Genomic DNA, 22,704 nt, shown 5'->3' with positions numbered 1-22,704 from the left:
GGCGGGCTTGAATCGGGTGCAATCAAGAATGATTCTTGAGCTCGCTCAATTCTTTTCCATGCCCATGCTCAATACCATGCGCCCCATCGCCGACTGCGTTGTGTCTGACTGCCGATGAAGCGCCACCGATTTCCCGCCTGGCTGGCCAGCCTGGCCCTGCTGCTGCACCTGCTGGGCATGTCGCTCGCCGGTGCGTGGCCGGCCGACGACGGCCGCCTGCTCGAGCACGGTGATCGTGCGGCACTGGCGCAAGGCGAGGCGCATCCAGGGCACGCGGCGCACGCCGCAGCGAGCACCGGCGAACAGCCGCACGCCGGCCACGGCGGCATGCCGCCCTGTTGCTGCAGCGGTGCCATGGGTCTCGCCGCCCTGCCCGTCGCCTCGCCACCGATCCTGCCGGCCGCAGCCGGGCGAACCTATGCGCGGGCCGAACGGCACAGTGCCTGGCCGTCGCCGCGCGAGCGCTGGCCGGCGCTCAACCCGCGCGCCTCGCCGCTCGCCTGACGCCTGCCGGCGTCTTCCCTGCCTGCACACCCGAACGCCCACGCCGCCAGCAACTGGCGTGCGGCGCCTGCCGACGGCTGCCTGCCGCGGCCTGCCTGTTGCACAAGGAAACTGCGAGATGTTCGACCACCCTGCGCCGCGCGCCGCGCTGCCCTGCCTGCTTGCCTGCGCCCTGCTCGGCGCCCACTCAACCTCGGCCTCGGCCGATACCGCGCTGTCGCTGGGCAGCAGTACCGTCACCGCGAACCCGTCCAGCGGCAGCCTGCCGACCAGCAGCGTGATCAGCTCGGTGGACCTGCTGGGCAGCGACATCCTCGAGCAGCAGCCGGTGCTCTACAGCTGGGAGCTGTTCCGCCGCGCGCCGGGGGTGATGCTCACCGAATTCGGCCAGGGCACCACTTCCGGCAAGCTGTCCTTTCGCGGCTTCAATGGCGAGGGCGAGGTCAACGCAGTCAAGCTGCTGATCGACGGCATCCCGAGCAACAGCAACGACGGCAACATGCCCTACCTGGACATGCTGTTCCCACTGGAGATCGACGGCATCGAGGTGGTGCGCGGCACCAACGACCCGCGCTACGGCCTGTACAACATCGCCGGCAACGTCGCCGTGCAGTCGCGCATCGGTGGCGACTACGGCAAGGGGCGGTTGCGCTACGGCAGCTACGACACGCAGGAGCTGCAGCTGGCCAAGGGCATCGAAAGCGGCAACTGGACGCAGAACTACTTCATCGGCCAACAGAAGAGCGATGGCTACCGCGACCATGCCGGCAGCGAGCGCACCAGCCTGTCCGGCAAATGGTTCTACACGCCGGACGCCGGCGACTGGCGCCTGGGCCTGATCGCCCGGCACTACGAGACCGATGCGGACGAGCCGGGGTACCTGTCCCGTGAGGACGCACGGCACTCGCCACGCCAGTCCTATGCGCTGTCGGCCAGCGACATGGGCGAGCGGCGCATGAACCAGCTCAGCCTGCACCTGGACAGCCAGCTGGCCAGCGACCTCAGCTGGGCGACGAAGGTCTGGCTCAACACCCTGGATGACGACCGCTGGGTGCGTTTCTCCTTGGCCGCACCGCAACAGCGGCGCACCAGCGAGGAGAAGCACTATGGCGCGCGCACTGCGCTGACCTACCGCCCGGATGTCGCCTGGCTCCATGACCTGGCCCTCGAAGGCGGCCTGGACACCGAGCAGCAGCGCAACCGCAGCGAGCGCTACACCACCGTCGAACGCCAGGTCGTGACCCAGACCCGCGACCAGCGCTTCGACTACGACAGCTACGGCGCCTACCTGCAGGCGGTGATCCAGCCGGTGGAATCGCTGAAGATCATCCCGGCGTTCCGTGTCGATCGCATCGAGGGCGATTTCACCGACGCGCTCAGTGGCAACGATTACGCGATCAACGACTACGGCAGCATCGAGCAGCCGAAGATCAGCCTGATCTACACCCCCATCGAGCAGCTGAGCCTGTATGGCAACTGGGGCCGGACCTTCCAGATCGGCACGGGTGCTGCCGCCTACAAGGTGCCGCCGCGCACCAGCGATCTCTCGCCGTCGATCAACGACGGCTGGGAAACCGGCATCAAGTTCAGCCCGGCGCACTGGCTCGACGGCCGCGTCGCCTACTGGGAGCAGGTGGCGTCCGACGAGGTGCGGCGCCGGCTCAACGATCCCAGTGGCGAGTCGGAGAACCTCGGCCAGACCCGGCGCTGGGGTTATGACGCCCAGCTCAATCTCTACCCCACTGCCGAGCTCAGCCTGTGGCTGGCGCATTCCTGGCAGTTCTCGGAAATCGAGAAGGCCGACCCGAGCCTGCCGGCCAGTCAGGGCCAGCAGATCGACCACGTGCCGCAGCGGCTGTACTCGGCCGGCAGCAGCTATCAGGCGACGCCGGACCTGCAGCTCAGCGCCTGGCTCAACGGCCAGACCGATTACTACCTCGAACGCGAGAACACCCAGGGCAAGTACGGCGGCTACGTGCTGTTCAACCTGGGCGCCAGCTACCAGCTGACCGAGCAGCTGGCCGTCGACCTGCAGCTGAAGAACCTCACCGACCGCTACCACGAATACGTCTGGTACGACGGCGCGCAGACCCTGCATGCGCCGGGCGATGGCCGCGCGCTGTATGCCGCCGTGACCCTGGACTTCTGACCGGCATGAAGCGCTACCTGTACCTCGCGCATCGCTGGCTCGGCATCGCCCTGGGGTTGTTCGTCCTGGCCTGGGTCGTCAGCGGCGTGGTGATGCTCTTCGTCGGCTATCCCAAGCTGACGCCGGCCGAGCATCTGGCGCGACTGGCACCGCTGGATTCTGGCTGCTGCATCGCGCCGGGTGCGGCGCTTGCCGCCAGTGGCGATCCGCGTACCCCGCTCAGCCTGCGCCTGACCGGTGCCGGCGGCTCGCCGCGCTACCTGCTGGACTACGGAGACGGACCGCTGCTGGCGGTGGACGCGCGCAGCGGTCGGCGCATCGAGCGCATCGGCCCTGCCGAGGCGCTGGCCAGCGCGCGGCAGTTCACCCACGGGGCTAAGGTGCGCCTGCTCGACCGGGTCGAGGAGGATGCCTGGACGCGCAATCATGCGCTGGCCCGCGAGCGCCCGCTGTATCGGGTCCAGGCCGACGATGCCGAACGGCACCTGCTCTACGTCTCCAGCCACAGCGGGCTGGTGGTGCGCGATGCCAGCGCCCACGAGCGGGCCTGGAACCTGCTGGGCGCCTGGCTGCACTGGCTCTATCCGTTGCGCGAGGTGATGCCGAAGGCCGCCTGGTCGCCGCTGCTGGTCTATGGCGCCCTGCTCGGCGCGGTGCTGGTGCTGCTGGGCATGCTGATCGGCCTGCTGCGCTGGCGCTTCACCGGGCGCTACCGCAACGGCTCGCACTCGCCCTACCCGGCTGGCACCAGCCGTGTGCACCACGTCGGCGGGCTGCTGGTCGGCGTCGTGCTGCTGGTCTGGCTGGTCAGCGGCATGCTGTCGATGGAGCCCTGGGGGCTGTTCGAGAAACGCTCGACCATCGATGCCGCCGCGCTAAGAAACGCACCGCTGAACGCTGGGGCGGCCAAGATGGACCTTGCCTCTGCGCTGGCCCGATTCCGCGAGGCCGGTATCGCGCCGGTGGAACTGCAATGGCAGGTGCTCGGCGATCAGCCCTATCTGCTCGGCCTCGATGCCAGTGGCGAGACGCGCCTTCTGCCCGCGGCGTCCACCGGGCCGGCGCAGGAACACCTTGAGCGCGCGGTACTGGAGCGCCAGGTCCGCGAGGCCTGGCCGGAGCAGTCGCTGCACTTCGAGTGGCTGCAGCAGGAGGATTCCCACTACTACGCCCGCAGCGAACCAAGCCTGTACAGCCATCTGCCGCGCCGCTTGCCGCTGCTGCGGGTGCGCTTCGACGATCCGGCGTCGACCTGGCTGCACATCGATCCCTACAGCGGTGCGGTCATCGAACAGCTGGATCAGCGCCGGCGTGCGGTGCGCTGGGCGTTCAAGCTGCTGCACAGCTGGGACTGGCTGCCCCTGCTGCAGCGGCCGCTGCTGCGCGACGGCCTGTTGCTGGCCTTTAGCGCGGGTGCGCTGGTGATCGGCCTGAGCGGCGTGCTGCTCGGTTGGCGTCGGCTCAGGCGGCGTCGGCGGCGGCCCGGCCGGGCAGGTGTGGCGGCCTGCCGGCGCACGGTCGACGCCTGAGGGCCGCGCGACGCTGGCAGCCGCTGGCAAAAAACTGCAAGCTTCCGGCTTTTGCCTTCCAGCTGAGGACTCCCATGGACCGCTACGGTGTATTCGGCAACCCCATCGGCCACAGCAAGTCGCCGCAGATCCACCGGCTGTTCGCCGAGCAGACCGGCCAGGTGCTCAGCTACGAGCCGCTGCTGGCGCCGCTGGATGGTTTCGTCGAGGCGGCGCGGGCGTTCTTCGTCGAGGGGCGCGGCGCCAACGTCACGGTGCCGTTCAAGGAGCAGGCGTTCCGCCTGGCCGACCAGCTGACCGCGCGGGCGCAGCGCGCCGGGGCGGTGAACACGCTGATGAAGCTCGATGACGGCCGCCTGCTGGGCGACAACACCGACGGCGTCGGGCTGGTCGACGACCTGACCGCCAATGCCGGCGTGGCCCTGCAAGGGCGGCGCATCCTGCTGCTCGGCGCCGGCGGGGCGGTGCGCGGCGCCCTCGAGCCGCTGCTGGCCCAGCGCCCGGCCGCGCTGGTGATCGCCAATCGCAGCCTGGACAAGGCCGAGGCCCTGGCCACCGAGTTCGCCGCCCTTGGCCCGGTCTCGGCGAGCAGCTTCGCCGCGCTCGAAGGCCCCTTCGAGGTGATCGTCAACGGCACTTCGGCGAGCCTGGGCGGCGAGCTGCCGCCGCTGGCCGACAGCCTGGTGCGGCCCGGCGAGACCTTCTGCTACGACATGATGTACGGCGCCGAGCCGACGCCCTTCTGTCGCTGGGCGCAGCGGTTGGGCGCGCCCTGTCGCGACGGGCTCGGCATGCTCGTCGAGCAGGCCGCGGCGGCGTTCGAGCTCTGGCGCGGCGTACGCCCGCAGACCGCGGCGGTGCAGGCCGAGCTGCGCCGGCAGCTGACGGCTGCCTGAACCTCAGTCGCTGAAGCGAATCCGCTCGCGCAGGTGCAGCGGTTGTTCCAGCTCGTCGACGATCCCGGCCGCCAGGCGGCGTAGCGCGCGCAGCTGCGGCCCGTCGCCGGCGGCGGCAAGGTCGTCGATGCCCAGCCCCGGCTGCACCGGCGCGGCGTCGACCAGTGTCCAGCGCAGCGGATCGGCGGCCAGGCGCTGCAGCGCCGCCACCACCGGGGGCTGGTCCGCGAGGTGCGGGAAATCGGCCACCAGCAGCAGGCGGTCGACCGCGACCCGCGGCAGGCCCACGAGCAGCGCCTTGACCGCCGAGGCGAATGCCTCCGGCGGAGCCGCGGCGTCGAACAGGCAGAGCACCGCGTCCATCCCGGCGACGCTCTCGCTGACGCCGGTCGGGTCGTGCAGGTCGCCGGGCTTGGTGCGCAGGCCGGGGCGCGCGGTCAGCGCGTTGAGGTCGTCGAGCAGCGCCACCGCCTCATGCTGGCGGCTGAGCAGCTCCACCAGCACCGCACTGCCGAGGCTGCCCTGCGCGCCGTACAGGGCGAACTTCAGCCGCGGCGTCTCGGCGTTGAGCATGGTTCAGCGCCGGGTGACCAGGTAGCCGATCAAGGCACAGGCGCCGGCGGCCAGGGCGACGGTCGCCAGCGGGTGCTGGCGGGCGCAGTCCCGGGCCATGCGCCCGGCGTCCTGGGTGCGGCGCGACAGGTCGGCGCAGTGCTCGTCCCAGTGGACGTCGTGCCAGAGCGCCTCGGCGCGCGAGCGCAGGTTGTCCAGGCCATGGCGCGACTCGCGCGCGGTGTCGTGCTTGAGGCGGTCCAGGGCACGCATCAGGCTGTCGATCTCGTGCTGGATCTCTTCGCGGGTGGTTGGCGTGTGGCTGAAGCGGGACATGGTGGGTCCTCCCCTGATAAACCTGACCGTTGGACTGCAACGGCCGCCGAAGGTGCAATGCGCCTGTGATGGCCGCCTGCCGCCGAGGCGCCCGACGGTCGGTCGTGGCGGCGCGGCTCTTCTACACTCTAGTTGCCTGCCCGGCCCGGCGGTGGCCGCGCAGGGTGCCCGTGCGTCGCACCCGGCTGGCCAGGCGCCGCCGGCGAAGCCGCCAGGGCTTTTCCGTATACTGCGGCGCTGCGCCCTAGCCGGCGCCGTTTCGTCCAGCCTCTCTAACTCGGTGAATGCAGTGAAGTTTCGCCACTCGATTTTCAGCCTGCTGCTGCTCTGCACCAGCATGGCCCTGGCTCCGGCCAGCCACGCGGCACCCAAGGTCGCCGCTACCCAGGAACTGGCATCCGGCAGCGCCCTGCTGGTCGACCTCGACACCAACGAAGTGCTGTATTCCAGCAATCCGGGGCTGGTGGTGCCGATCGCCTCGGTGACCAAGCTGATGACCGCCATGGTGGTGCTCGACGCCAAGCTGCCGCTGGACGAGGTGCTGCCGATCACCATCCGCGACGTGCCGGAGATGCGTGGCGTGTATTCCCGGGTGCGCATCGGCAGCCAGATCAGCCGCCGCGAGATGCTGCTGCTGACCCTGATGTCCTCGGAGAACCGCGCGGCGGCGAGCCTGGCGCATCACTACCCCGGCGGCTACGGCGCCTTCATCCAGGCGATGAACGCCAAGGCGCGCGCGCTGGGCATGGCCGACACCCGCTACGTCGAACCGACCGGGCTGTCCGAGCGCAACGTCTCCAGCGCACGCGACCTGGTGCGCCTGGTGCGCGCCAGCCAGGACTACCCGCTGCTCGGCCAGTTCAGCGCCACCCCGGAGAAGACCGTGGCCTTCCGCAAGCCCGGCTACACCCTGGGCTTTCGCAACACCAACGCCCTGGTGCGCAAGCCCAACTGGGACATCCAGCTGACCAAGACCGGCTTCACCAACGCCGCCGGCCACTGCCTGGTGATGCGCACCCGCATGAACGGCCGGCCGGTGGCCTTCGTCGTGCTCGATGCGTTCGGCAAGTACACCCACATGGCCGATGCCAACCGCCTGAAGAAGTGGATCGAGACCGGCACCATCACCCCGGTGCCGGCCGCCGCGCTGGCCTACAAGCAGCAGAAGATGGCGCAGCGCCAGGGCCTGCTGCAGGCGGCGCAGTAAGCCTCGCTCGATCGCCTAGCGTGGGGCAGCGGGCGCTGTCGCCGGTTCACACGGTGGGTTTCGGTCGGGAATGAAACGGGCAGCCGCTCGGCTGCCCTGTCGAGGAATCCCGGCTGGCCGCTGCTACTGGCATCGAGCGCAACGGCCTTGTCTGGGGAAGGGCTCAGACGCCGCCGAGCCGTTGCACGGTGAGGAAGAACACCAGCAGCACGCTATTGATCGCCCAGGCCGCGGTGAGCAGGCGCGCCATGTCGCCGTAGAGCTTGTTGCGCACGTTGTCGGCGCACAGCCAGATCTCGGTGATGATCCATGCCGTATAGGCGAGGATCAGCCCGAACATCATCAGGTTGGTCGCCAGCGAAGCGCCGTTGAAATAACCGAACAGGGCCATGCCCCACAGGACGTGGCTGGGGATCACCCCGTAAAGCCAGAACACCACGCCCAGCGGGCGCCTGATCAGCATGAAAGACAGCGGGGAAGACGATTTCATGGCTGCGATCCTCCTTGGGAAAGCGGGGCGCCGCGCATGCGTGCGGCCGGTGCACCGGGCCACCCGGACCCTGCGCTCGCCTTCAATCTAGTCCTCGCCCGGGTGCGGCGCAATGCCGCGTCTGGAGTTTGTGTGCAAATGTTTCCATTCCGTCAGGCCAGCGCCCGCCGCTCGCAAGCGGCGGGCCAGACACCCTCAGCCGGCCAGCACCGAGTCCACCAGCGCCTTGGCCTCGGCCTGGATGCGTGCCAGGTGCGCTTCGCCCTCGAAGCTCTCGGCGTAGATCTTGTAGACGTCCTCGGTGCCGGACGGCCGCGCGGCGAACCAGCCGTTCGCCGTCTCCACCTTCAGCCCGCCGATGGCTGCGCCGTTGCCCGGTGCCTCGGTGAGGATGCGCGTGATCGGCTGGCCGGCCAGCTCCTTCGCCGAGACCTGCGACGCGGACAGCTTGCCCAGGCGTGCCTTCTGCTCGCGATTGGCCGCGGCGTCGATGCGCTGGTACACCGGTGCGCCGAAGCGGTCGGTCAGCGCCTGGTAGCGCTCGCTCGGGTCCTTGCCGGTGACGGCGGTGATCTCCGCGGCGAGCAGGCCGAGGATCAGGCCGTCCTTGTCGGTGGACCAGGCGCCGCCCTGCTTGTCGAGGAACGAAGCGCCGGCCGACTCCTCGCCGCCGAAGCCCAGGCTGCCATCCATCAGGCCGTCGGCGAACCACTTGAAGCCCACCGGCACTTCCACCAGGCGGCGGTCGATGCCGGCGGCAACACGGTCGATCATCGAGGAGGACACCAGCGTCTTGCCGATGCCGGCCTCGGCGCTCCAGCCCGGGCGATGGGTGAACAGGTATTCGATGGCCACCGCCAGGTAATGGTTGGGGTTCATCAGCCCGCCGGAGCGGGTGACGATGCCGTGGCGGTCGTGGTCGGTGTCACAGGCGAAGGCCACGTCGAAGCGGTCCTTGTTCTCGATCAGCCCGGCCATGGCGTGCGGCGAGCTGCAGTCCATGCGGATCTTGCCGTCCCAGTCCAGGCGCATGAAGCGGAAGGTCGGGTCGACCACCGTGGACAGCACCTCCAGCGGCAGGCCGAAGCGCTCGGCGATGCGCGGCCAGTAGTGCACGCCGGCGCCGCCCAGCGGGTCGACGGCGAACTTCAGTCCCGAGCCGCGGATGGCGTCGAGGTCGATCACGCGCTCGAGCCCGCCGACATAGGCGTCGATGAAATCGAAGCGCTGGGTGGTCGAGGCCTTGAGCGCCTGGCGGTAATCCATGCGCTTGACGCCATCGAGCCCGGCGACCAGCAGCGCATTGGCGCGCTCCTGAATCCACTTGGTCACACCGGTGTCGGCCGGGCCGCCATTGGTGGGGTTGTACTTGAAGCCGCCATCGCCCGGCGGGTTGTGCGACGGCGTGATGACGATGCCGTCGGCCAGCCCGCTGGTGCGGCCGCGGTTGTAGCTGAGGATCGCGTTGGAGATCGCCGGGGTCGGCGTATAGCCCGGCTCGCCGCCGGTTTCCGGGCAGCCGGCGTCGATGCGCGTCTCGATGCCGTTGGCCGCCAGCACTTCCAGCGCCGAGATGAACGCCGGTTCGGACAGCGCGTGGGTGTCCATGCCCATGAACAGCGGGCCGTCGATGCCTTCCTGGCGGCGGTAATCGACGATCGCCTGGGTGGTGGCGAGGATGTGCCACTCGTTGAAGCTGCCCTTGAGCGAAGAACCGCGATGCCCGGAGGTGCCGAACGCCACCCGCTGCGCCGGGTCGGACGGGGCCGGCCGGTCGCTGTAGTAGCGCGCCACCAGGCGCGGCAGGTGGGTCAGGCTGTGCGGGTCGGGCAGGCGTCCGGCGTTGGGGGCGAGGCTCATGGGGCGGTCCTTTCTCGAAGAGACAATGCGCCGGCCCTCCGGGCCGGATGCGGTGCGAATGAAACGCCAGTCGGCGTCGTTTATCCAGAGCTAAGACCGCGGCGACGGTAGCGGTTCCGTACTCGCCTGTGTCGGTATGAACCTCTCGGCAGAAGGCTATCGCGGCGCCAGTGCTCGACTGCGGTGCGGAGGTGGGCCATCCATCGTCGGCTTTACCCGTATGGACGCAGTGGCTAATGTGCCGTCACGCGCGGTAAACGCGCACGCTCAGGTCTCGCTGCGGCGGGTAAAGGACGCGGCCTCCGGCGCGTCACTAAGGAAGGTAAAAAATGGCGCGCTTTTTCCCCGTTCGCTCGCAATGCCAGTTCGACACACCCGGCGAACGGCGCTTTGCCGAGCGGCTGGAAAAGCTGCTGGAAGACGACTACCTGTGCTGGAGCAACGTCCCGGTCGGGCCCAAGGCGCGCTACCCCGACTTCGTTGTCCTGCATCCGCGTCGCGGCATCCTCGTACTCGAGGTCAAGGACTGGAAGCTGGCGACCATCCACACCATCGACCCTGGGCATGCGCGGATACACACCCTCGAAGGAGTCAAGACCGAACGCAATCCGATGACCCAAGCCCGCACCAATGTGCTGGAGCTGCTATTAGCGCTAAAGAAAGATCCGCTGCTGCGCCAGAGTAAAAGCTCGCCGCGACCGGGCGAACTGATCATGCCGTGGGGCTGGGGCGTGGTGCTCACCAACATCACCCGCCGCCAGTTCGAAGGGACCGACCTGCATGACGCACTCGACCCGCAGCGCGTCATCTTCCAGGACGAAATGACCGAAACGGCCGACCCGGAAGCTTTCCAGCAGCGCCTGTGGAGCATGTTCCCCCACGTCTTCCCCTGCACCCTGACGCTGCCGCAGATCGACCGCGTGCGCTACCACCTCTACCCCGAGGTCCGCGTCAACAGCCAACCGGGCCAGTTCGGCCTGTTCGCCGAGGGCGACGCGCCGATCCCCAGCCTGATCAAGGTCATGGACCTGCAACAGGAACAACTTGCCCGCTCACTGGGCGAAGGTCATCGCGTGATCCACGGCGCGGCCGGCAGCGGCAAGACCATGATCCTCGGCTACCGCTGCGAGCAACTGGCCAAGGTCTCAAACAAGCCGATTCTGGTGCTCTGCTTCAATCGATCGCTGGCCGGGCGCCTGCGCCAGGTGCTTGTCGAAAAGGGCTTGGGTGAGAAAGTCACCGTGCAGCATTTCCACGGCTGGTGCTCGGAGATGCTGGCGACCTACAACGTCGATAAGCCGAAGTGGAGTCCGTCAGCCGCGAAGTACGCGGCCGAACAGGTGGAGAGAACCATCGACGGCGTCGATCGCGGGCAGATCCCGCGCGCGCAGTACGCCGCCGTGCTGATCGACGAAGGCCACGACTTCGCGCCCGAGTGGTTCAAGCTCATCGTGCAGATGGTCGACCCGGCCACCAACTCGCTGCTGGTGCTCTACGACGACGCCCAGTCCATCTACCGAGGTAAGGGCAAGAAGACCGGGCTGGACTTCAGCTTCGCCAGTGTCGGCATCCAGGCCCAGGGCCGCACCACCATCCTCAAGCTCAACTACCGCAACACACTGGAAGTGCTCTCGGTCGCCCGCGCCTTCGCCACCGAGCTGCTCGCCGGGCGCGATGCCGGCGAAGACGGCGTGCCCGTCATTGTTCCCGAAAGCGCCGGCCGCCGCGGCGCCTTCCCCGAACTCATCCACTGCGAAGGCCATTGGCAGGAATGGGACTGCCTCGTCAGCCGCATCCGCGACGAACTGCTCAATGGCCGCGCGCTCAGCGACATGGCGATCATCTACCGCAGCAGCTCCCAAGCCCAGGCAGCAGAACATGCGCTGGCCCAGGCGGGTATCGCCTACGCCTCCGGCGCCAACTCGAAAGCCCGCAGCGAACTCTACGGCCCTGAAGACAGCGTGAAGATCGTCAGCATGCACTCCAGCAAAGGCCTGGAGTTCGGCCTAGTGCTTATACCGGGCCTAGGCGAAATGCCGAAGAAAGGCGAGCCCGAAGCGGATGAAGCACGCTTGTTGTATGTGGCAATGACGCGGGCAATTGATCGGCTGGTGATGACGTATCAAGAGCATTCGGATTTTACGAGGCGAGTGCAGGAGGCGATTGGTGGGGTGAGGGAGGGGTTGGGGGTGATGCGGGAAAGTTGTGCGTGATTTAGAAAGTGGATCTCCCTTTGTTTTGCTCGCTAAATAAACGCCCTGCCTGACGCCAGGCCTTAGCTCACCGATATACGAATCAGCGGTGGGCTTAAGCCCACCCTACCGTGTCGGCTTATCAGTTCGGCAGCGTCAGGCGCCGTATGGCGATAGCGTCCTCGCCTTCTGCCTGGGAGACCGGTGCCAGGTACCAATAGCCAGCGCGTAGGGTGGACAACGCTTCGCTTGTCCACCAGTGCGAGCAGGTTCGGTACGGCGCTCGGGTGGCCGAGCGCACTGGGGCAAAGCCGCGACTGCCGACCGCTGCAGCGGGCCGGGCGGTAGGTGGAACAGCCAGGATTCGCCTATCGCCGAGCTGTCATGGAGGTGCCGAGTGGTGGAAAAGGCTGCGCCGTTTTCCACCCTACGGCTGGGCCTGCTTAGCTGGGCCGCTGGATGACGCAGACGCGGTCGCTGCATAACCCGGATTCACGCGTCGCCACGCCGGGCGCGACCTCGACGGGGCCGGCGTTGGCGCCGTGGCCGGTGGTGCCGGCGCCAGTCGGGGCGGTGGTCGCGGTGGTGGGCGGGTAGTCGGTGCCGGCGCGCTTGCCGGCGCTGCCAATGCCATGGCTGCCGCTGACGGCATCGCCCTGGCGTGACGTGTGGCTGCCGGCGCCGAGGTCGCCGCGCTCGCTGGCCATGCTGCCCGTGGCCAGGGTGTCGCGCTCGCTCGGTTGCATGCGGCCGGCCATGGCTCCGGCGGCCACGGTCTGGCGGCCGCTGAAGTGCTTGTCCAGATGGCTGTCGCCGCCTGTCGCACCGGCATAGGGGCTGCTCGGGCCGGGATAGTCGCGCATGGCGGCGCTGGCGCCGGTGCCCTGGGCATCGATGGAGAGCGCGCCGTTGTATTCCAGCGCATCGCGCGCGCGGACCAGCTGATCGTCGTCGACCACGTCCACTGCGATCACCAGCGAGCCGCGGCGCACCGCGTCGGGATAGGCGGTGGCATAGCGCCGGTGTTCCTCGTGCGGTTCGTGGCCGAACAGCGACTTGAAGAAATGCGCGATCTTGGATTCGTGTTCATGGCGATCAGGCGTGGCGTCGCCGGTGGAGTAGGGCGCGTCATAGGCGTGAATCTCGGCGCTGTCGGCGCCCACGGCATGGATCTGCTCGCGCGGGATGCCGCGCGACATCAGGTCGGCGCGGGTGCGATTGGCATCGGTCAGCGTGGCGAACGCTGCTACCAGTGTGTGTTTCATGGCTCACCTCACGTTGTGCTGAACAACTGGGCAGAGCGCGGCGCGGCCGGGCTGGCACGACGAGGCCGGACGCCCGTCGGCAGCGCTCATACAGGTTGGGCGCGGGGCGGGCGCCTGAGTTCAGCGGGCGGGATCAGCGGTCGGCCGGCTCCCGCGGCGAGCCGTGGCCCGTCGCACGCGGGAGCTGGAGGCGCGCCACGGCCTCAATCGAGCCGCTCGATCCTGCCCTCGACCGCGGCGTCGAACGGTTGCGGCAGCGTGCCGATGTAGTCCACCAGCGCCTGCAGGTCGACCGGGCCGACCACGCGGTTGCCCCCTTCGGTGAGCACGCCGAAGTTGTCGCCCCCGCCGGCGAGGAAGGAATTGACGGTGACGCGGTAGCTCGCCGTCGGTTCGATGGGCGCACCGCGGGCGTCGCGCATCTCGACCACGCGGTTGCCCAGCGGGCGACTGGCCGACCAGCTGTAGCGCAGGCCGGATGGCTTGAGCAGGCGCGGGTAGCTCTGCCCGAGCCATTGCTGTTCCAGCAGGGTCCTGATCTGTGCGCCGGTGAGGTCCATGGAGACCAGGTCGTTGGCGAACGGCTGGATGGCGAACAGCTCGCCCCAGGTGACTTCGCCGGCGGGCAGGTCGGCGCGGATGCCGCCGGGGTTCATGAAGCTGATCTCCGCCGCGGTGGCGACGCGCTGGGCGTCGGCGATCAGGTTGCCGAGGGCGGATTCGCCGGCCGCCGTCTCGCTGCGGCCAATGTCACGCCGGGCCACGCCGATCACCCGGGCCACCAGCGGCTCGACGCGGGCATCGGCCTCGGCGACCAGCGCGGCGACCTGCGGGTCCGGGGTCAGCCCGACTCCCTGGTCGGCCCAGGTGGTGATCACCGCGGCGGATTTCTCGACCACGTCGCGGCTGCGACGGCTGACCACCAGATCGATATCGGCGTAGGCGGTGCCCGCCGAGAATGCCTGGGTGACCAGGATCGGCGTGCCGTTGGCATTGGCCACCAGCGCGTTGGTGAAGCCGTGGGCATGCCCGGAGATGACCACATCGACCTCGTCGTCCAGGCGCTCGATGATGTCCACGACCGGGCCTTCGAGGTGCTCTGCAGCCGGGTCGGTCGGGCCTTGGTAGCTGGCCTGCCGGCCGCCCTGGTGCAGCGCGACGACGATGGCGCGCACGCCCTGGCGGCGCAACTGGGCGACAGCCCGGTTGATCGCCTGCGCCTCGTCGACGAAGCGCAGCCCGGCGACGCCGCTGGGCGAGACGATGCTCGGGGTTTCTTTGAGCACCGCACCGATCACGCCGATGCGCACGCCATCGGCGAAGTAGATCGAGTAGGGCGGCAGCAGGCTGTCGCCACTGGCGGCGTCTTGCACGTTGCTCGCCACGTAGGGGAAGCGCGCGCCTTGCCAGCGCGCCTCGAGGAAGGGGCCGTCCGGATGGTTGCCGCCGGTGAGCTGGCGCAGCAGCTCGTCCCTGCCGTAGTCGAACTCGTGGTTGCCGAGGGTGCCGAGCAGATTGCACTGCTGCTGGGCGTAGGGCTGCATCTGGCGCGGCAAGCGGTACTGCCAGGCGAAGGCGCGGCAATGCTCGTTGACCAGCAGGTTGAGGAAGCCGATCGCCGGCTCGTCGCGCAGCAGCGCGGAGTTGGGCGGCGAGGCGCCGACCTGGTCGCCGTCATGCACGATCAGGCTGTGTGCGCTGCTGGCCGCCTTGAGGTAGGCCGCCAGCACGGCGGCACCACCGGCCGGTCGCCCGGCGACGCTGCGCGGGGAAAGCTGGCCATGGAAGTCGTTGATGCCGAGCAGCTTGATCGAGACCGTCGGCTCGGCGCGCCAGTCGGGGGTGCGCCAGCTGCGGCGCTGGCTGGCCTGCTGGCGGGCCTGCAGGGTCTCCAGCCGCTGGTCGTGCTGGTCCTGCTCGAGCGAGCCGTGCCCGGCCTGGGGGATCGATTCGGCCAGGGCCGGGGCGGCAATGCCGACCAGGCTGGCGGCCAGCAGCCAATCCAGGATGCGCGTGCGCATGGCGGTGTCCTCGGTACGGTGGGGGTCCGACCGAAAACTAGGAAGCCCAGGTGGCAGGCTGATGACCGTCGTTTGGCGTTTTCGCGCCGGCCGATGACCGGTCGTGGCGTCGGCGGCTGGCCGGGCGGAAACGCTGGTGCCGGTTTCCCCCCTGGCCGGTCGCTTGGCTCAGTCGAGGTCGGCGGCGCTGTGGCGCTCGGGCGTCTGCTCGGATTCGTCGCCCCAGTTGCGGTTGACCTTGCGCCCGCGGATGACCGCCGGGCGCTCGGCGATCTCCCTGGCCCAGCGCTGCACGTGCTGGTACTCGTGCACCGAAAGGAATTCGCCGGCGCCATACAGCTCGCCCAGCACCAGCGCGCCGTACCAGGGCCAGATCGCCATGTCGGCGATGCTGTAGGCGTCGCCGGCCACGTAGCGATGCCCGGCCAGCTGGCGGTCGAGTACGTCGAGCTGGCGCTTGACCTCCATGGCGTAGCGGTTGATCGGGTATTCGTACTTTTCCGGCGCGTAGGCGTAGAAGTGGCCGAAGCCGCCGCCGAGGAAGGGCGCCGAGCCCATCTGCCAGAACAGCCAGTTCAGCGTCTCGGTGCGCGCGCGGACCTCGCTCGGCAGGAAGGCGCCGAACTTCTCGGCGAGGTAGACCAGGATCGAGCCGGACTCGAACACCCGCAGCGGTTCGCCGTCGACGCTGCGGTCCACCAGTGCGGGGATCTTCGAGTTCGGGTTGATCTCGACGAAGCCGCTGCCGAACTGGTCGCCCTCGCCGATGCGGATCAGCCAGGCGTCGTACTCGGCGCCGCGGTGACCGAGGGCGAGCAGCTCCTCGAGCATGATGCCCACCTTCACCCCGTTGGGCGTGGCCAGCGAATACAGCTGCAGCGGGTGCTTGCCCACCGGCAGCGGCTTCTCCTCGCGCGCGCCGGCGGTCGGCGCGTTGATGTTGGCGAACTTGCCGCCGGAGGGGGCGTCGTGGGTCCAGACCTTGGGCGGGATGTACGCGGTATCGGGCATGTCGATCTCCTCGAGCGGGGACTGGGGATGTGCAGGGCATCCTACGCGCTGAAACGGCGCGGTCGAAATCGAGCCGGTCGATAGTGGTCATCGATGGGTGGGGTTTGTTCTGCGAGGCGGAGTGAAAGCTATTTTCCCGATCGGTAAAAAACCAGTGCGCCGGCAGGCTGCGCAGAGTATTTTTCCCTCTGGGGAAAAAAGCTGAGCTGAGCTGTTTTCGAATGACAAATTGTACGGATCGGGAAAATGGCCGAACCTGTCGCATTCTCTTCCATGGCCGAACTCGGCAAGCTGATCCAGCGCACCCGCAAGGGGCAGGGGCTGCGTCTGGTGGACGCTGCCGGCCTGTGTGGCGTGAGCGTGCGCTTTCTGAGCGAGCTGGAAAATGGCCGCGAGAGCTGTTCGTTCGGACGGGTGCTGAACGTGTGCCATACGCTGGGCATCGATCTGCTGGCGGCTAGACGTGACGGGGGCGCCCTGTGAGCGGACGGCTCGGCGTCTACCGGGATGATTGCCGTATCGGTGAGCTGTGGCTGGGTGACGATGGCCGCAGCATGGGTTTTCGGTATGGCGAAGCGGCAGGCATTGCCATCTCCAACAGCTTGCCGCTGGCAACCGGGGTGTTTGCGCCAGCGCTTGGCACGGCACATAACTGGTTTGCCAATCTGCTTCCCGAAGAAGCGTCACGGCAGCTGCTGGTGAGCCGGCTTGGGATCGCCGATGACGACTTCTCGCTGCTGGCCGCCATTGGTGGCGATTGTGCCGGTGCGTTGCGCATCGTCGATCCAGAGCGTGCCGATGCCTTGATCGAGCCTGGCCAGGAGCCGGTCGACCCCAACCAGCTGGCGCGATGGGCACAGGGCAAGGAGCGCTACGCCTTGTTCCAGCCGGGCAAGGCGACACGGCTTTCGCTTGCCGGCGCCCAGGACAAGATACCCGTGATCCTCGACGGCGGCCGGCTCTACCTCCCGCGCGGTGCCGCCGCCTCTTCGCATCTGATCAAGTTCTCGCTGAAGCCGGCGCTGGTTTTCAACGAGCTCTACATGAACCGCCTGGCCCGGATCGCCGGGCTCGAGGTTCCCGACTCGCATGCCGGCCAGGCAGGGAAGGCTCACTATCTTGCCGTGGCCCGTTACGATCGCCGGCGCGTGGACAACGCGATCGAGCGGGTGCACCAGGAGGACATGTGCCAGGCGCTTGGCTATCCGCGGCGGCTCAAGTACCAGGAAGAGGGCGGCCCGACGCTGGCCGCCTGCGCAGCGCTGTTGCGCTCGGTGACTGCCACGCCTGCGCTGCAGGTGCGCCAGTTGTTGCGCTGGCAGATCTTCAACGTGCTGGCCGGCAACAGCGATGGCCATGCCAAGAACATTTCGTTGTTACAGGACGCCAAGGGTCGCTGGTCATTGGCGCCGGCCTATGACCTGGTATGCACGATGGTGCTGCCCTACAGTCCCAGCCTCGGTTTCGCGGTGGGCGGCAACTTTCATCCGCAACAGCTGCGCAGAGCGGATTGGGAAGACCTGGCGCGCGCGATGGGCCTTGCGCCGCCGTTCGTCCTGCGGGAGCTGCGGCAAATGCTGGATCTGCTCGAGCCCGCCGCCGATAGCGCCGAGCTGCAGGCTGAACTGCAGGCGGTTGGCATGGATGAGGCGGGTTGGGCGAAGGTGCAGCATGTGCGCAAATACGTCGTCCAGCAGTGCCGCCGCTACCGCAAGCTGTAGCGGCAAAGCGCATGAAGCATCCGGCGCAGCGACTGAAGCCTCCGAAGAAGAAAGAGAAGGGCTGAGCCCGCAAGGGGCGCCACGTGGGTTTCGTGCGCTGAGGACGGGACGGCCGGCAGGTCATGCCTGATTGCGCAAAAGCTGTGGCGATGGATGCGGCCCTGCGGAGGGTTTAAGCCCACCGGATACGCCACGGCTGAGGCCACGGTTGCCCGCTGCATGAAATAGAAAAGCCGCTGCCCTCTCACCAGGGCGGCGGCTTTTCGGTTACGGCGGTAAAGCCTTCAGCTGCGGGCGCCGCGCACGCCGGCGCTGAGTTCGCGGCACAGGCCGAGCACGCCGTTGATCGCGTCCTCGCTGCTGGCGGCGCTGGCGATCTGGTCGATCAGCGCCGAGCCGACCACCACGCCTTCGGCGAGGCGGGCGATGTTGGCGGCCTGTTCCGCGGTGCGGATACCGAAGCCGACGCAGACGGGGATGTCGGTGTGGCGCTTGAGGCGGGCGACGGCCTCTTCGACGTGTTCCAGCGTCGCCGAACCGGCGCCGGTCACGCCGGCCACCGAGACGTAGTAGACGAAGCCCGAGCTGCCGTTGAGCACGGTGGGCAGGCGCGCGTCGTCGGTGGTCGGGGTGGTCAGGCGGATGAAGTCGATGCCGGCGGCCTGGGCCGGGTCGCAGAGCTCGTCGTTATGCTCCGGCGGCAGGTCGACGACGATCAGCCCGTCGACGCCGGCCTCTTTCGCGTCGGCGACGAAGCGCTCGACGCCGTAGGCGTAGATCGGGTTGTAGTAGCCCATCAGCACCAGCGGGGTGGTCTGGTTGGTCTCGCGGAAGTCGCGGACCATCTGCAGGGTCTTGGGCAGGTTCTGCTGGGCGGCCAGCGCGCGGATGTTGGCCAGCTGGATCGCCGGGCCGTCGGCCATCGGATCGGTGAAGGGCATGCCCAGCTCGATCACGTCGGCGCCGGCATTGGGCAGGCCCTTGAGGATCGCCAGCGAGGTGGCGTAGTCCGGGTCGCCGGCGGTGACGAAGGTCACCAGCGCGGCGCGGTTCTGCTGCTTCAGCTCGGCAAAGCGGCTCTGCAGGCGGCTCATGCTTTTTTCTCCTGTTCGGCCATGTGGTGCATCACGGTCTGCATGTCCTTGTCGCCGCGGCCGGAGAGGTTGACCACCATCAGGTGCTCCCTGGGCAGCTTGGCGGCGCGCTTGAAGGCCTCGGCCAGAGCGTGGGCACTTTCCAGGGCGGGGATGATGCCTTCCAGGCGGCAGCACTGGTGGAAGGCTTCGAGCGCCTCGTCATCGGTGCAGGGCACGTACTCGACGCGCTTGATCTCGTGCAGCCAGGCGTGCTCGGGGCCGACGCCCGGGTAGTCGAGGCCGGCGGAGATCGAGTGGGCATCGGTGATCTGGCCGTCGGCATCCTGCAAGAGGAAGGTGCGGTTGCCGTGCAGCACGCCCGGTGCGCCGCCGGCCATGCTCGCGGCGTGCTTGCCGGTGTCGATGCCGTGGCCGGCCGCCTCGACGCCGACGATCTGCACGCTCTGGTCATCGAGGAACGGGTGGAACAGGCCGATGGCGTTGGAACCGCCACCGATGCAGGCGACCAGCGAGTCGGGCAGGCGGCCCTCCTTCTGCATGATCTGCTCGCGTACTTCATTGCCGATCACCGACTGGAAGTCGCGCACCATGGCCGGGTAGGGGTGCGGGCCGGCGGCGGTGCCGATCAGGTAGAAGGTGTTGTGGACGTTCGTCACCCAGTCGCGCAGGGCTTCGTTCATCGCGTCCTTCAGCGTGCCGGTGCCGGCGGTGACCGGGATCACTTCGGCGCCCAGGAGCTTCATGCGGAAGACGTTGGCCTGCTGGCGGTCGATGTCGGTGGTGCCCATGTAGACCACGCACTGCATGCCGAAGCGCGCGGCCACGGTGGCGGTGGCCACGCCGTGCATGCCGGCGCCGGTCTCGGCAATGATGCGCTGCTTGCCCATGCGCTTGGCCAACAGGATCTGGCCAATGCAGTTGTTGATCTTGTGCGCGCCGGTGTGGTTCAGGTCTTCGCGCTTGAGGTAGATCTTCGCCCCGCCGAAGTGCTCGGTCAGGCGTTCGGCGTAGTACAGCGGGCTGGCGCGGCCGATGTAGTCGCGCTGGAAGTAGGCCAGCTCCTCGAGGAAGGCCGGGTCGTTCTTGGCCTTCTCGTATTCGGCGGCCAGCTCGTTGATCAGCGGCATCAGGGTTTCGGCGACGAACTGGCCGCCGAAGCGGCCGAACAGCCCGCGGTTGTCCGGGCCGGTGCGGTATGAGGTCATGCGAGGCTCCTTGGAGGGGTGCCGACACGCAGTCGGGGTGAGGGTAGGGTGGACAACGGCGCAGCCTTGTCCACCATCGTGATCGACGGTGGAAAATCGCTTCGCGAGTTTTCCACCCTACGGCAGGTATGAGGGCGAGCTTACGGCTGCCGGCGCCCGGATAAAAGCGATAAGATCGCGCAGACCTGTCAGGAAAACTCACATATATGAGCCGCGATCTTCCACCGCTCAACGCCTTGCGTGCCTTCGAGGCGGCGGCCCGCCTGGGCAGTTTCAGCGAGGCGGCGCGCGAGCTGCACGTCACCCACGGGGCCATCAGCCGGCAGCTCAAGCAGCTCGAGGAGGCCCTCGGCCTGGCCCTGTTCGTCAAGGAAGGGCGCGGCGTAAAACTCACCGATGCCGGGCAGCGCCTGCGCGAGGCCGCCGGCGAGGCGTTCGAGCGCCTGCGCAGCGCCTGCGCCGAGCTGCAGCGGCAGACTGCCGAGGCGCCGTTCGTGCTCGGCTGTCCGGGCAGCCTGCTGGCGCGCTGGTTCATCCCGCGGCTGGACCGGCTCAACCGCGAGCTGCCCGAGCTGCGCCTGCAACTGGCGGCCAGCGAGGGCGAGCTGGACCCGCGCAAGCCGGGGCTGGATGCCACGCTGTGGTACGCCGAGCCGCCCTGGCCGGCGGACATGCAGGTCTTCGAGCTGGCGGCCGAGCGCATCGGCCCGGTGCTCAGCCCCTACCATCCGCGCGCCGCGGCGCTGCGCCAGGCGCCGGTCGCGGCGCTGCTCGACGAGGCGCTGCTGCACACCGCCTCGCGCCCGCAGGCCTGGCCGACCTGGGCGCGGCGGCAGGCGCTGGATCCGGCGCGCCTGCGCCTGGGGCAGGGCTTCGAGCACCTGTACTTCCTGCTGGAGGCGGCGCTGGCCGGGCTCGGCGTGGCCATCGCGCCGCAGCAGCTGGTCGCCGACGACCTCGCCGCCGGCCGCCTGCTGGCACCCTGGGGCTTCGTCGAGACCGGCGCACGGCTGGCGCTGTGGGTGCCGGCGCGGCGCTTGGACCGGCGTGCCGAGCACCTGGCCGAGTGGCTGCGCGCGGAACTGCGCAGCGCCCGCTGAGCCGACGCGGGCGGCGTGCCGAACAGCCCCGAGCGCGCGGCCGACGAAAGGCTGCACCGCTCGTCCATCATCCCGCTGAAAGCCTCCCCCGGCTGCCGATACAGTCGGCAGGCCCGCCCTTGGCGCGGCCATCTGCAGTCGTTCGAGGAGGACAGTGATGATCGGGAACAGGCGTATCGCCCTGTGCATGTTCGTATTGCTCGCCGCTGCGGCGGAATCGGTTGCCGCGGCGACCAGCCCGGCCGTGCAGGCATCGCTCAAGGCCGGCCGGCCGTTCGTTGCCGGCGAGCTGCTGGTGCAGTTCAAGCCCGGCGCATCGGAGGCGGCCAAGGCTGCCGCGCTGGGCCGGCAGGGCGCGCAGGCGACGCGCACGCTGCTGGGCAAGGCCCGGCGCAAGGACGCCAAGGGCGACCTAGTGCAGGCGCAGCTGGGCAAGGGGCGCAAGGTCGATGCCGCGCTGCTGGCGCGCCTGGCGGCCGACCCGGCGGTGGACTTCGTCGAGCCCAACTGGATCTACCGCAGCCAGCAGAGCAACCCCGACGACCCGGGGCTCGGCAAGCTGTGGGGCATGCAGGGCGCGAGCACCTCGCCGGCACACCCGTACGGCAGCGGCGCGCTGGCGGCCTGGAACGCCGATGCGCTGTGCTCCAGCCAGGTGCACGTGGGCATCGTCGACGAGGGCCTGATGACCAGCCACCCGGACCTGCGCGCCAACGTCTGGGTCAACCCGGGCGAGGGCAGCCGCGCCGACCGCAAGGACAACGACGGCAACGGCCTGGTCGATGACATCCACGGCTGGGATTTCGTCGGCAACAACGCCAGCGTGTTCGACAGCACCGTCGACGACCACGGCACCCACGTCGCCGGCACCGTGGCGGCGCAGGCGAACAACGCCACCGGGGTGTTCGGCGTCTGCCCCAGCGCGCGGCTGATCAGCGCCAAGTTCCTCGGCAGCAACGGCGGCACCACCGCCGGCGCGGTGCAGGCGATCAACTACCTGACCGAGCTGAAGCTGGCGAAGAAGATCAGGCTGGTCGCCACGAACAACTCCTGGGGCGGCGGCGGTTATTCGCAGGCGCTCTACGACGCCATCCAGACGGCGGGCCGGGCGAACATCCTGTTCGTCGCCGCGGCCGGCAACAGCGGCAGCAGCAACGACACCACGCCGAGCTACCCGGCGAGCTATGCGCTGCCCAACCTGATCGCGGTGGCGGCCATCGGGCCGAGCGGGCAACTGGCGGGCTTTTCCAACTACGGGCCGAACAGCGTGCACATCGCCGCGCCGGGGGTGGACATCCTCTCCAGTGTGCCGACCAGCAAGCGCGCCGGCGGCTACGCCTACATGAGCGGCACCTCGATGGCCGCGCCGCACGTCACCGGCGCCGCGGCGTTGTATGCCTCGCTCAACCCCTGCGCCAGCGCCGCGCAGATCCGCGAGGCGCTGCTGCGCCTGGCGGTGCGCGACCCGCAGCTGACCGGCCTGGTGCAGCAGACGCGCCGGCTCGATGCGTCGAAGATCCGCGCCGAGCTGGCCTGCGCGCCCTGATCGGCTGCGATAACCGCGCCGGC

19 protein-coding genes are annotated in these 22,704 nt (G+C 68.8%); 10 read left to right on the top strand and 9 right to left on the bottom strand.

Features of this window, described 5'->3' with window-relative positions; genetic code table 11:
- Positions 1-114: 114 nt before the first annotated feature.
- The 4 genes from L3N39_RS01085 (at position 115) to aroE (ending at position 5,078) form a co-directional block, all read left to right on the top strand.
- Complete coding sequence (locus L3N39_RS01085) at positions 115-504, top strand: DUF2946 family protein (protein WP_237255369.1); 390 nt, start codon at positions 115-117, stop codon at positions 502-504.
- Positions 505-622: 118 nt separating this feature from the next.
- The gene (locus L3N39_RS01080) at positions 623-2,653 is read left to right on the top strand and encodes a TonB-dependent receptor (RefSeq protein WP_237255368.1); all 2,031 of its coding nucleotides are present in this window, start codon (positions 623-625) and stop codon (positions 2,651-2,653) included.
- Positions 2,654-2,658: 5 nt separating this feature from the next.
- Positions 2,659-4,182, top strand: a complete 1,524-nt coding sequence (locus L3N39_RS01075; RefSeq protein WP_237255367.1) for a PepSY domain-containing protein — start codon at positions 2,659-2,661, stop codon at positions 4,180-4,182.
- Between the two features lie 74 nt (positions 4,183-4,256).
- Positions 4,257-5,078: a shikimate dehydrogenase gene (gene aroE, locus L3N39_RS01070; protein ID WP_237255366.1), complete on the top strand. Its 822-nt coding sequence runs from the start codon at positions 4,257-4,259 to the stop codon at positions 5,076-5,078.
- Between the two features lie 3 nt (positions 5,079-5,081).
- Here the strand turns inward: aroE and L3N39_RS01065 are convergent, their stop codons facing one another.
- On the bottom strand, positions 5,082-5,651 hold the full coding sequence (locus L3N39_RS01065) for an NAD(P)-dependent oxidoreductase (RefSeq protein WP_237255365.1): 570 nt from the start codon (positions 5,649-5,651) through the stop codon (positions 5,082-5,084).
- 3 nt (positions 5,652-5,654) lie between these two features.
- Positions 5,655-5,966 carry an ElaB/YgaM/YqjD family protein gene (locus tag L3N39_RS01060; protein WP_237255364.1) on the bottom strand — a complete coding sequence of 104 codons (312 nt, stop codon included), beginning with the start codon at positions 5,964-5,966 and terminating at the stop codon, positions 5,655-5,657.
- 289 nt (positions 5,967-6,255) lie between these two features.
- Between L3N39_RS01060 and pbpG the strand changes: the two genes are divergently transcribed.
- Entirely contained in the window at positions 6,256-7,173 is a 918-nt protein-coding gene (gene pbpG, locus L3N39_RS01055; RefSeq protein WP_348983386.1) for a D-alanyl-D-alanine endopeptidase, read from the top strand.
- A 163-nt stretch (positions 7,174-7,336) separates the two neighbouring features.
- Here pbpG and L3N39_RS01050 read toward each other — a convergent pair whose 3' ends face one another.
- Positions 7,337-7,663, bottom strand: a complete 327-nt coding sequence (locus tag L3N39_RS01050) for a hypothetical protein (RefSeq protein ID WP_237255363.1) — start codon at positions 7,661-7,663, stop codon at positions 7,337-7,339.
- Positions 7,664-7,858: 195 nt separating this feature from the next.
- Positions 7,859-9,523 (bottom strand): phosphoglucomutase (alpha-D-glucose-1,6-bisphosphate-dependent), encoded by a 1,665-nt coding sequence (gene pgm / locus L3N39_RS01045; protein WP_237255362.1) that lies wholly within the window; start codon positions 9,521-9,523, stop codon positions 7,859-7,861.
- A gap of 329 nt (positions 9,524-9,852) precedes the next feature.
- Here pgm and L3N39_RS01040 point away from each other — a divergent pair, with 329 nt between their 5' ends.
- Positions 9,853-11,736 carry a DEAD/DEAH box helicase gene (locus L3N39_RS01040; RefSeq protein WP_237255361.1) on the top strand — a complete coding sequence of 628 codons (1,884 nt, stop codon included), beginning with the start codon at positions 9,853-9,855 and terminating at the stop codon, positions 11,734-11,736.
- A 422-nt stretch (positions 11,737-12,158) separates the two neighbouring features.
- Here the strand turns inward: L3N39_RS01040 and L3N39_RS01035 are convergent, their stop codons facing one another.
- From L3N39_RS01035 to yghU, 3 genes are all read right to left on the bottom strand, one after another.
- Complete coding sequence (locus L3N39_RS01035) at positions 12,159-12,980, bottom strand: hypothetical protein (protein WP_237255360.1); 822 nt, start codon at positions 12,978-12,980, stop codon at positions 12,159-12,161.
- Positions 12,981-13,183: 203 nt separating this feature from the next.
- The gene (locus L3N39_RS01030; RefSeq protein WP_237255359.1) at positions 13,184-15,001 is read right to left on the bottom strand and encodes a bifunctional metallophosphatase/5'-nucleotidase; all 1,818 of its coding nucleotides are present in this window, start codon (positions 14,999-15,001) and stop codon (positions 13,184-13,186) included.
- A 168-nt stretch (positions 15,002-15,169) separates the two neighbouring features.
- Entirely contained in the window at positions 15,170-16,012 is an 843-nt protein-coding gene (gene yghU / locus L3N39_RS01025; protein WP_237255358.1) for a glutathione-dependent disulfide-bond oxidoreductase, read from the bottom strand.
- Positions 16,013-16,258: 246 nt separating this feature from the next.
- Between yghU and L3N39_RS01020 the strand changes: the two genes are divergently transcribed.
- Together L3N39_RS01020 and L3N39_RS01015 are read left to right on the top strand one after the other, a co-directional pair.
- Entirely contained in the window at positions 16,259-16,495 is a 237-nt protein-coding gene (locus tag L3N39_RS01020) for a helix-turn-helix domain-containing protein (RefSeq protein ID WP_237255357.1), read from the top strand.
- Positions 16,492-17,733, top strand: coding sequence for a type II toxin-antitoxin system HipA family toxin (locus L3N39_RS01015; protein ID WP_237255356.1), 1,242 nt, complete (start codon positions 16,492-16,494; stop codon positions 17,731-17,733). Before L3N39_RS01020 ends, L3N39_RS01015 begins: the two co-directional genes overlap by 4 nt.
- A 284-nt stretch (positions 17,734-18,017) precedes the next feature.
- Here the strand turns inward: L3N39_RS01015 and trpA are convergent, their stop codons facing one another.
- Together trpA and trpB are read right to left on the bottom strand one after the other, a co-directional pair.
- Positions 18,018-18,827 carry a tryptophan synthase subunit alpha gene (gene trpA / locus L3N39_RS01010; RefSeq protein WP_237255355.1) on the bottom strand — a complete coding sequence of 270 codons (810 nt, stop codon included), beginning with the start codon at positions 18,825-18,827 and terminating at the stop codon, positions 18,018-18,020.
- Positions 18,824-20,035, bottom strand: a complete 1,212-nt coding sequence (gene trpB, locus L3N39_RS01005; RefSeq protein ID WP_237255354.1) for a tryptophan synthase subunit beta — start codon at positions 20,033-20,035, stop codon at positions 18,824-18,826. Before trpB ends, trpA begins: the two co-directional genes overlap by 4 nt.
- Positions 20,036-20,241: 206 nt before the next feature.
- On the opposite strand from trpB, the gene L3N39_RS01000 reads away from it, so the two are divergent.
- Positions 20,242-21,135, top strand: a complete 894-nt coding sequence (locus tag L3N39_RS01000) for a LysR family transcriptional regulator (RefSeq protein WP_237255353.1) — start codon at positions 20,242-20,244, stop codon at positions 21,133-21,135.
- Positions 21,136-21,292: 157 nt separating this feature from the next.
- On the top strand, positions 21,293-22,681 hold the full coding sequence (locus tag L3N39_RS00995) for a S8 family peptidase (RefSeq protein ID WP_237255352.1): 1,389 nt from the start codon (positions 21,293-21,295) through the stop codon (positions 22,679-22,681).
- The last annotated feature ends 23 nt before the right edge of the window (positions 22,682-22,704 follow it).

This window comes from Pseudomonas oligotrophica, assembly GCF_021726475.1.
GTDB classification, from domain to species: Bacteria; Pseudomonadota; Gammaproteobacteria; order Pseudomonadales; family Pseudomonadaceae; genus Stutzerimonas; species Stutzerimonas oligotrophica.
This window is presented reverse-complemented; position numbering and strand designations above follow the sequence as displayed.

Bases quoted from the DNA above. Each gene is read 5' to 3' on its own strand.
- L3N39_RS01080 (WP_237255368.1), top strand. From the start codon at position 623: ATGTTCGACCACCCTGCGCCGCGCGCCGCGCTGCCCTGCCTGCTTGCC.
- aroE (WP_237255366.1), top strand. From the start codon at position 4,257: ATGGACCGCTACGGTGTATTCGGCAACCCCATCGGCCACAGCAAGTCG.
- L3N39_RS01000 (WP_237255353.1), top strand. From the start codon at position 20,242: ATGAGCCGCGATCTTCCACCGCTCAACGCCTTGCGTGCCTTCGAGGCG.
- L3N39_RS01050 (WP_237255363.1), bottom strand. From the start codon at position 7,663: ATGAAATCGTCTTCCCCGCTGTCTTTCATGCTGATCAGGCGCCCGCTG.
- L3N39_RS01065 (WP_237255365.1), bottom strand. From the start codon at position 5,651: ATGCTCAACGCCGAGACGCCGCGGCTGAAGTTCGCCCTGTACGGCGCG.
- L3N39_RS01085 (WP_237255369.1), top strand. From the start codon at position 115: ATGAAGCGCCACCGATTTCCCGCCTGGCTGGCCAGCCTGGCCCTGCTG.
- L3N39_RS01020 (WP_237255357.1), top strand. From the start codon at position 16,259: ATGGCCGAACCTGTCGCATTCTCTTCCATGGCCGAACTCGGCAAGCTG.
- trpB (WP_237255354.1), bottom strand. From the start codon at position 20,035: ATGACCTCATACCGCACCGGCCCGGACAACCGCGGGCTGTTCGGCCGC.
- L3N39_RS01075 (WP_237255367.1), top strand. From the start codon at position 2,659: ATGAAGCGCTACCTGTACCTCGCGCATCGCTGGCTCGGCATCGCCCTG.
- yghU (WP_237255358.1), bottom strand. From the start codon at position 16,012: ATGCCCGATACCGCGTACATCCCGCCCAAGGTCTGGACCCACGACGCC.
- trpA (WP_237255355.1), bottom strand. From the start codon at position 18,827: ATGAGCCGCCTGCAGAGCCGCTTTGCCGAGCTGAAGCAGCAGAACCGC.
- L3N39_RS01030 (WP_237255359.1), bottom strand. From the start codon at position 15,001: ATGCGCACGCGCATCCTGGATTGGCTGCTGGCCGCCAGCCTGGTCGGC.
- pgm (WP_237255362.1), bottom strand. From the start codon at position 9,523: ATGAGCCTCGCCCCCAACGCCGGACGCCTGCCCGACCCGCACAGCCTG.
- L3N39_RS01040 (WP_237255361.1), top strand. From the start codon at position 9,853: ATGGCGCGCTTTTTCCCCGTTCGCTCGCAATGCCAGTTCGACACACCC.
- L3N39_RS01060 (WP_237255364.1), bottom strand. From the start codon at position 5,966: ATGTCCCGCTTCAGCCACACGCCAACCACCCGCGAAGAGATCCAGCAC.
- L3N39_RS00995 (WP_237255352.1), top strand. From the start codon at position 21,293: ATGATCGGGAACAGGCGTATCGCCCTGTGCATGTTCGTATTGCTCGCC.
- L3N39_RS01035 (WP_237255360.1), bottom strand. From the start codon at position 12,980: ATGAAACACACACTGGTAGCAGCGTTCGCCACGCTGACCGATGCCAAT.